The organism is Anaerotruncus sp. 1XD42-93 (assembly GCF_009917605.1).
GTDB lineage: Bacteria > Bacillota > Clostridia > Oscillospirales > Ruminococcaceae > Anaerotruncus.
The window spans coordinates 1-7,724 of sequence record NZ_QZEG01000084.1 but is presented as its reverse complement, the minus strand read 5'-3'; the positions used below and the strand labels follow the sequence as shown (position 1 = coordinate 7,724).

Below are 7,724 nucleotides of genomic sequence, written 5' to 3'. Positions count from 1 at the left end.
ATTTTAATCTTTTTAATTCCATATTCCTGATTATATCTCTTTTTGGCAAAATTTCAAATGCTGTTGCCCTGTCTAACATTGTCTGATGTGTTGACAAACGCGCTAAAATATGATAATCTTACCCAGGTTTCAAAAATTCCCAAGGAGGGGCCGGTATGAATTTTTGTTTGACTGATAAACGAGTGAAGAGACTTAGCTCTGTACAATCCGAACCGATGAAACATTGTGCAGAGTATAGCGTATAGAACGCTTTAGATTTCATCGGGAAACAAAGCAGTACCCGTCCAAGTTGATTGTGTCACTTTGGATGGCTATTGCTTATTTCCCGTACATGAATTTAGCGTAAAAGGCTATGGGCAATGTTTTGTCCATAGCCTTTTGCTTTTCATTTCGTATGAGAAAATGATAGGCAGAGGGTAGGCGCGCTTTTGTGCGTATTTATCCTCTGCCTTTTCTTTTTTCACGCATTAAAGAGAAAGGAATTAAAAGAAATGAGTTTGTTGGAAATACATGGATTAACGCACTCTTTTGGCGAAAATCTTCTTTATAGAAATGCAGAATTAACACTGAACAAGGGAGAACATATCGGCATTGTAGGACAAAACGGAACAGGGAAAAGCACTCTGGTAAAGATATGCACAGACCAGGTTCTCCCCGATGCTGGGGAGATTATTTGGCAAGCAAATACCTCTATTGGATACTTAGACCAATATGCAGAAATAGACCACAGTCTGACAATGAGAGATTTTTTGAAATCGGCATTTTTAAGATTGTATCATATTGAAACTGAAATGGCATCGCTATATGAGAAAGCTGCGAATGGAGACATGGGATGTTTAGGCCGCGCCGCTCAACTCCAAGAATGTCTGGAGATGGAGGATTACTATTCGATTGACACACGCATTGAGCAGGTTGCAAGTGGATTAGGCTTGTTCGCAGTTGGCCTTGACCGGACGATTGACCAAATGAGTGGTGGGCAACGGGCAAAGGTGATCCTGGCGAAGCTGCTGCTGGAAAAACCGGATGTTCTTCTGCTGGATGAACCTACAAATTTTCTGGACAAAGAACACGTTGCATGGCTTGCTGACTATTTATCGGAGCTGGAAAATGCTTTCATGGTCGTATCACACGATTTCGTTTTCCTTGATAAAATTGCAAATCGGATCTGTGATATAGACAACTATCAGATTGCCAAATATTATGGCACCTATTCGGAATTTCTCAAAAAGAAAACTCTCCTGCGGGAAGATTATGTGCGCCAGTATTCCGCACAACAGCGAGAGATTAAGAAAACCGAGGAATTTATCAGGAAGAATATTGCTGGGCGGAAATCAAAGATGGCAAGAGGACGGCAGAAACAGCTTGACCGTTTGGACAAGCTGGAAGCATTAGACCAAAAGGAGATTAAACCTATATTTCATTTTCCGGCGCTGCCTCTGACAAATACGGAGCATTTGTTAGTCAGCAATTTAGCAGTTGGATATTACTATCCCGTGTTATCTGATATTAGCTTCGCCATAAAGGGCGGACAGAAGGTTGTCATTACTGGCTTCAATGGAATTGGCAAGTCAACGTTGCTAAAATCACTGATTGGACAGCTTCCGGCTCTGCATGGACAGTTCAAGTTTTCGGCGCAAGTTACGTTTGGCTACTTCTAACAGGATTTAGTATGGGACGATGATAACCGGACACCGATAGAAATTCTCTCCGATGCTCATCCCGATATGGTGATGAAAGAAATTCGGAAACACCTTGCCCAATGTGGAATTTCAAGCAAACACGCCATGCAGCCTATTGGGTCATTGAGTGGCGGTGAACAGGCGAAAGTGAAAATGTGTCTGCTGACACTTATCCCTTGCAACTTCTTGATTTTGGATGAACCCACAAACCATTTAGACGTTCAGGCAAAAGAGGCTTTGAAGGCAGCATTGATAAACTTCCCTGGGACTGTTTTGATTGTTTCGCATGAGGAGAATTTTTATAACGGCTGGGTGCATCGGGTGATAAGTATTGAAAGGTGAAGTGTATGTTCACAGCCCCTTTTGAATGGATTGTCATTCTAATTTGGGGTAAAGCAACAGAATAATTTGAAAAACTGCCGCACGACGGCAAAAGAAAAAAGCCGTCGTGTAGCAGTCCTTAATCATGCTCATTTCTGGCGGCTTTGAGAAAATCAGAGCCGCCACTTTTTGTGTTTTGGCGGCAATAGGAGGCTGCCGCCATGCAATTACAAGAAGATAGGCACTTGTCAAAAAAAGCCTGACCCCCGCAGCGGCGAACTCCACCCAAGGTTGCGAAAACAGTCGTTTCCAGCCTATCTATACTGCCACCCCCAACACCCGAATAGCCTTGTGCTGTTCGGGTGCTTTTGCTTTTTCTGCGAGCCGTCCCATCCGGCCCCGCTGTCGCTCCCCACCCTCCCTGTTCAGATTTCGCTTACCCCAAATCTGAACAGGAGGACAACACGATGGAGATCACCATCAAGAGATACAGCCGCAAACTGACCTATGAGGACGCCGCCACCCTGGACGAGTTCTGGGAGCTGGCCAAACGCACCGAGCGGAGCCTTGACCGGGAACAGCGGCGGCATTGGGACGGGCGCGAATATGACGAGTACATAATCGCCGCCCAGGGCGTTCTGCCCTACTGTGCCACCCCGGAGGAATTGATCTGCTAGCAGGAAACGCTGGATGAAATTCTGGCGGTTCTGGCCCTCTGCACGCCTACCCAGCGGGAGCGGTTTCTGCTCTATGCGCTGTACGATTTCAGCTATGCGGAAATTGGGCATCTGTGCGGCTGCTCCAAGGCCGCAGTCCATGACAGCATTGAGGGTGTTCGGAAAAAGTTTTTCAAGTTTTTCAGCTAACCGCCCTGACAATCATCCCGGCATGATGGCTACCAAGTGAGGGGCAACTGCCCCATCACCGGGAGGGACAAGCTGCTCCGGCGGCTTGTTCCTCCTATGCCAAGGAGGTCAAGATGTCCGCGATAAATCTGCTTCAACAAGAGTGCGTCCGTTTCTTACGGCGCACTTATACACCGTTCCGGTGTCGTGCGCGCGTCGTCGCAAAGTCCGCTCATCTCCGTTTCCGCCTTGCGGCGAAAACTGCGCTCGCTCCCTTGCTCCTCCTTTCCCCACAAAGTCTGAGACTTTGCGGGGACCCCAGGTTGGGGCGTTGCGTCCTTCGGACGCGATGGGGAGCTGCACTCCCCAAACCCCTTGCACACCCGCAGAAAAGGAACACCCGCTTTGCGTCTGTTCCTTTTCTGCGGGTCAGGTATCGTCAGTGCCAGATTGGCGCTCACGTTAAAAACGCAAATCTGACGTTTTTAGGATTTTGCTGGAGGAGCGTGTGAAATGGTGTTTTCCCAAATTCCCCACATGACCTATCAGCAGTACCGAACGGCCCGGAGGCTGGTACATGAGTGCTGCAACTATGATTGCGGGAACTGTCTGCTCCTGGATGATGGCAAGGAATGCGTTTGTCCGCAGAGCATTACCTATTCCCTAATCTGCAAATGGTTCCGTGCCGCTGTCCTTCCCCTGGACGCTGGCCTGTGCGCCGCGCTGTTCCCTCTGCCCGCTGTCAGACGGCGGCGCTGCCGGGAGTGTGGAAGGCTATTTGCCCCGCCCAGGCACAACACCCTTTACTGCTCCGCCTGTGCCGCAGAACGTTCCAAACGGAGCAAGCGGGCCTGGGCAAAGAAAAACCGGGCTGATGTGTAGAAAAAGTACCCTCTGAAGATGCCGTAATATCAGGGCTTTCAAGACCGCCCTCGATGGGTGCCTGATACATTTCCTTTCCGGCCCCAAAAACGGGCCTCTAACGGCCCACAGCGGCGGTCTGACAGCCCCACACCAAGGAGGCTAATACCATGACCGACTACATGACGATAACTACCGAATTACCGCCCTATTTCTTCTTCCCCTGGTTCCTGCTGGACAGGGGCTTGACCCTTACCGCCAAGCTGACCTATGCCCTTTTGCTCGACCGGGCGCGGCTGTCTCAGCTCAACGGCTGGACGGACGAGGCCGGGAGAGTTTATATCATCTTCCCGATTGAGAAGGTAGCCGGAATACTCGGCAAGAGCATGACCACCGCCAAGAACGTATTGGCGGAATTAGAGGCGGCGGGGCTGATTGAGCGACGGCGACAGCAGTTTTCCAAGCCCAATCACATCTATGTGAAGCTGCCTGATGGACAAGAATTTAGCCACCCCTAATGGATAAAAACCTGTCCTTCACCATAGCCGGAAAACTGCTCTTGTAATAGGGCAGAAACCCGGCTGACGCAGGCAAAAAAACTGACCCCTAATAAGAACTATAAGAACAATAACAAGTACAAGTAAAACGAGTGGGAGTAAATAGCGCCCACTTTTCGGACAAATGTCCACCCTGAAAATTTTGAAAACAAGGAGTTGCCTATGGAGCATATCAGCTACAAGATGCAGACCGAGATCGTCAATTTCCAGGGCCGGGAAATCCCGCTGGAAAACCTCACACCCATTCTCACCCCGGAGCAGGAGGCAGCAAAGCGCCGGGAGTTGGAGCAGCGGCTTTATGAGGTGTTCCGCAAGTACCAGCAGAGGGAAACGCCCGCCTCGTGATTTTTTCAGATAGAGATTGATTTGCGGGGCTGCTGACGGTATAATGAAGCTGTCAGCAGCTCCGTTTCTTTTCAGAAAGGGAGCGCAAAATGAACAATCGAATTGACGCAATTTATGCAAGACAGTCCATCGACAAGAAAGATAGTATTTCTATCGAAAGTCAGATTGAGTTTTGCAAATACGAATTGAGAGGCGGGAGTTGTAAGGAATATCAAGACAAGGGTTACAGCGGCAAGAATACGGATAGGCCCCAGTTTCAAATGCTGGTGGAGGACATCAAGCGCGGACTGATTGCCAGGGTGGTTGTTTACAAGCTCGACCGCATCAGCCGTTCCATTCTCGACTTCGCAAACATGATGGCGCTGTTCCAGGAATACAACGTGGAGTTCATATCCTCAACAGAGAAGTTTGACACGTCCACGCCGATGGGCCGGGCCATGCTGAACATCTGCATTGTGTTCGCGCAGTTGGAGCGAGAAACTATCCAGAAGCGAGTGCAGGACGCATGGTATGCTCGGTGTCAGCGCGGTTTCAAAATGGGCGGGAGAGCGCCGTATGGATTTCGGACGGAGCCGATCATCATTGATGGCATCCATACAAAGAAGCTGGTAATTGAACCAACCGAGGCGGCGTTTGTTCGCAAGATGTACGATATGTACATCGGCCCTCGCATTTCGCTCCACGATATCGCCACCCAGCTTACGGCCCAAGGTGTGAGGTCATTCTTTGGAAAGCCGTTTTCCAGGTCAACGATCAGCCTTATCCTCCGCAATCCAATTTACGCAATGGCTGACCTGGATATATACGAGTTTTTCAAAAGTCAGGGGACGGAGATTTACAACGATGCCGCCGATTTCGTAGGGACAAACGGCTGCTACTACTATCGGAGCAAGGACAGCACCGATAACAAGCACAAGTATCTGCAAGGCCAGATGTTGGTGCTGGCCCCCAGCGAGGGCTTCATCCCGTCTGAGTTGTGGCTTCGGGTGCGAAAGAAAATTATGGCAAGCCAAAGTTACCAGCCCGCGAGGAAAGCCCGCCATTCGTGGATGGCCGGGAAAATCAAGTGTGGCAACTGCGGCTACGCTCTGATGGCAGCTCATTCTTGTGGGCATCTCTATTTTCGCTGCTCGAAGCACGCAGAAAATAAATCCTGCCCTGGCTGTGGTGCTGTCCGGCTCCACGATTTGGAAGAATTAGTTTACCAGCAGATGGTGAAGAAGCTGGAGGACTACAAGACGCTGACGGGCCGCAAAAAGAAAAGAGCCGCCAGCCCGAAGCTGACGGCGAAGCAAGCGGAGTTGGCCCAGGTGGAGAGCGAGATTGAGAAGCTGCTGGACATGCTGACAGGCGCGACCCCGGTGCTGATCTCTTACGTCAACGCCAAGATTGAGGAATTGGATAGCCGTCATCAGGCCCTTGCCAGCGAGATTGCTAAGCTGACCGCCGAAGCCGTGTCCCCGGAGCAGATTGACACGATTTCCAACTACCTGGATGATTGGGAGAATGTCAGTTTCGAGGACAAGCAGCAGGTGGCGGATTTGATGATTACTGTCATTCGTGCCACCAGCAAGAAACTGCAAATTGAGTGGAAAATCTGACGGCGGGCATACCGTCGGACCATTATCCTTTTATGCCCTTGTCCAGTGTAGTTCCGTATAACGGCCTACCTCCACAAAATCCCTGCCTAAACGGGAAAGGTCCTTCACCAGAATCACATTGATCCGCTTTGCCTTTGCGTCCTCGATTAACCGCCTGACGCCTGGGCGGTTGAAGTTCGTGCCGGAGTATCCGTCGTCGATATAGACATCGACCTCATTCCAGCCGCGCTGCCTGACATAGTTTTGAAGCAGCAGCTTCTGGGATGTATTGTGTAAAGGGTGGTTTCACCATCCAAATACACATTGACTGATGGTTCATTTGTGGCAAGATGACGCAGGTCGGAAAGGCGGTGATCGACCAGCAGGAGGGAACCGAAGCGGGAGCGCCCAGGATGACCTGGGCGCTCCGTTCTCTTTGTCAGCCCTCTCGAAGAGCGCACTTACTCACCACCGACAAGCGGGTGGTAGTACCGCCTGCGGCCGCCGTGCGCTCTCCAGGGGCGGCTCCGCCGGGGTGTCCTCCCCTGCCGGTATATACCAGCAGACGCCAACGGCGGCTTGTGCATCGGACGCAGCTGCGCCGATCACCGGGGGCTTGGGGGCCATCGGCCACCAACAAGCTGCGCCGGGTATATACCGGTGCATTGCTTGCCACTACTACCCACTACTACCAGTGCCTATAAATGAGGGTTGAAAGTTGCCAGTATTGGTGGTATGCTTGACTCATGACAAATCGACAAATCGAAATTTATGATTATGGAGGCCGCCATGAGACTGCTGTTCAAAATGGACAAAAAGGACTACGATAAATGCACCCATTCGTTTGTCCGCAACTCTGCCAGAAGTATCATGATTAAAGGCAAAAAAATAGCAATGATTCATAGTATTAAGTACGACTATTACAAATTTCCGGGTGGCGGAATCAAGGACGGCGAAAACCCTGTGGATGCGATGATCCGGGAAACTCGTGAGGAATCGGGTTTAGTCGTCCTGCCGGATACTGTTAAAGAATACGGATATGTGCATCGAATTCAAAGAAGCGACCAGGACAAAACGGAGTGTTTTATTCAGGATAACTATTACTATCTTTGTGAAAGTGCAGATGAAGCCGTTTCCCAAGAGCTTGACGGCTATGAAGCGGAAGAAGCCTATATGTTAGAGTATGTTGAGCCAGATACTGCGATCAGGAAAAATCGTCATGTGACACAGAGCCCGTATAATCCGATGATGTTTGAACGCGAGGCCCGTGTTCTTGAATTGCTGATCGCAGAAGGGCTATTCGACCGATAAATTCCAGTTTATAGGGGATTTCATCTTTTGGGTGAAATCCCCCCTTGACAAATGTTCTCTTGGTTCTCAATGCTGACCGATTCCCCGTCACGTTCATCGTCGTTGCTTAACCGGCAGTAGATGCCCACGTTGTATGTTGTATCCATCATCTTTCTTTTACCTCCCGACCATCTCAGAATCCATACCTCGTGCGGCAAAATGGCTCCGCAGGTTTTACCCTGCATG

7 protein-coding genes and 3 pseudogenes are annotated in these 7,724 nt (G+C 50.0%); 7 read left to right on the top strand and 3 right to left on the bottom strand.

The window, feature by feature from the left end; genetic code table 11:
* Positions 1-491 precede the first annotated feature (491 nt).
* Positions 492-2,021, top strand: a pseudogene (locus D5269_RS16285) (ABC-F family ATP-binding cassette domain-containing protein).
* A gap of 33 nt (positions 2,022-2,054) precedes the next feature.
* Here D5269_RS16285 and D5269_RS16280 read toward each other — a convergent pair.
* Entirely contained in the window at positions 2,055-2,252 is a 198-nt protein-coding gene (locus tag D5269_RS16280; protein WP_147408037.1) for a hypothetical protein, read from the bottom strand.
* Between the two features lie 215 nt (positions 2,253-2,467).
* Between D5269_RS16280 and D5269_RS16275 the strand changes: the two are divergent.
* The 5 genes and pseudogenes from D5269_RS16275 (at position 2,468) to D5269_RS16255 (ending at position 6,209) form a co-directional block, all read left to right on the top strand.
* Positions 2,468-2,866: pseudogene (locus D5269_RS16275) on the top strand (sigma factor-like helix-turn-helix DNA-binding protein).
* Positions 2,867-3,361: 495 nt separating this feature from the next.
* Positions 3,362-3,727, top strand: a complete 366-nt coding sequence (locus D5269_RS16270; protein WP_347707306.1) for a cysteine-rich VLP domain-containing protein — start codon at positions 3,362-3,364, stop codon at positions 3,725-3,727.
* 149 nt (positions 3,728-3,876) lie between these two features.
* Entirely contained in the window at positions 3,877-4,224 is a 348-nt protein-coding gene (locus tag D5269_RS16265; protein ID WP_016316598.1) for a replication initiator protein A, read from the top strand.
* 201 nt (positions 4,225-4,425) lie between these two features.
* Positions 4,426-4,608, top strand: coding sequence for a hypothetical protein (locus tag D5269_RS16260; protein WP_120486926.1), 183 nt, complete (start codon positions 4,426-4,428; stop codon positions 4,606-4,608).
* An 89-nt stretch (positions 4,609-4,697) separates the two neighbouring features.
* Complete coding sequence (locus tag D5269_RS16255; RefSeq protein WP_120486925.1) at positions 4,698-6,209, top strand: recombinase family protein; 1,512 nt, start codon at positions 4,698-4,700, stop codon at positions 6,207-6,209.
* Positions 6,210-6,260: 51 nt separating this feature from the next.
* Here D5269_RS16255 and D5269_RS16250 read toward each other — a convergent pair.
* Positions 6,261-6,511, bottom strand: a pseudogene (locus D5269_RS16250) (recombinase family protein); the annotation flags it as partial.
* A gap of 466 nt (positions 6,512-6,977) precedes the next feature.
* On the opposite strand from D5269_RS16250, the gene D5269_RS16245 reads away from it, so the two are divergent.
* The gene (locus D5269_RS16245; protein ID WP_243126929.1) at positions 6,978-7,499 is read left to right on the top strand and encodes an NUDIX domain-containing protein; all 522 of its coding nucleotides are present in this window, start codon (positions 6,978-6,980) and stop codon (positions 7,497-7,499) included.
* 20 nt (positions 7,500-7,519) lie between these two features.
* On the opposite strand, the gene D5269_RS18920 is transcribed toward D5269_RS16245, so the two are convergent.
* Positions 7,520-7,648 carry a hypothetical protein gene (locus D5269_RS18920; RefSeq protein WP_279286777.1) on the bottom strand — a complete coding sequence of 43 codons (129 nt, stop codon included), beginning with the start codon at positions 7,646-7,648 and terminating at the stop codon, positions 7,520-7,522.
* Between the last annotated feature and the right edge of the window lie 76 nt (positions 7,649-7,724).

Excerpts from the sequence above, each read along its gene's own strand:
- D5269_RS16265 (WP_016316598.1), top strand. The coding sequence starts at position 3,877 with ATGACCGACTACATGACGATAACTACCGAATTACCGCCCTATTTCTTC.
- D5269_RS18920 (WP_279286777.1), bottom strand. The coding sequence starts at position 7,648 with ATGATGGATACAACATACAACGTGGGCATCTACTGCCGGTTAAGCAAC.
- D5269_RS16255 (WP_120486925.1), top strand. The coding sequence starts at position 4,698 with ATGAACAATCGAATTGACGCAATTTATGCAAGACAGTCCATCGACAAG.
- D5269_RS16245 (WP_243126929.1), top strand. The coding sequence starts at position 6,978 with ATGAGACTGCTGTTCAAAATGGACAAAAAGGACTACGATAAATGCACC.
- D5269_RS16260 (WP_120486926.1), top strand. The coding sequence starts at position 4,426 with ATGGAGCATATCAGCTACAAGATGCAGACCGAGATCGTCAATTTCCAG.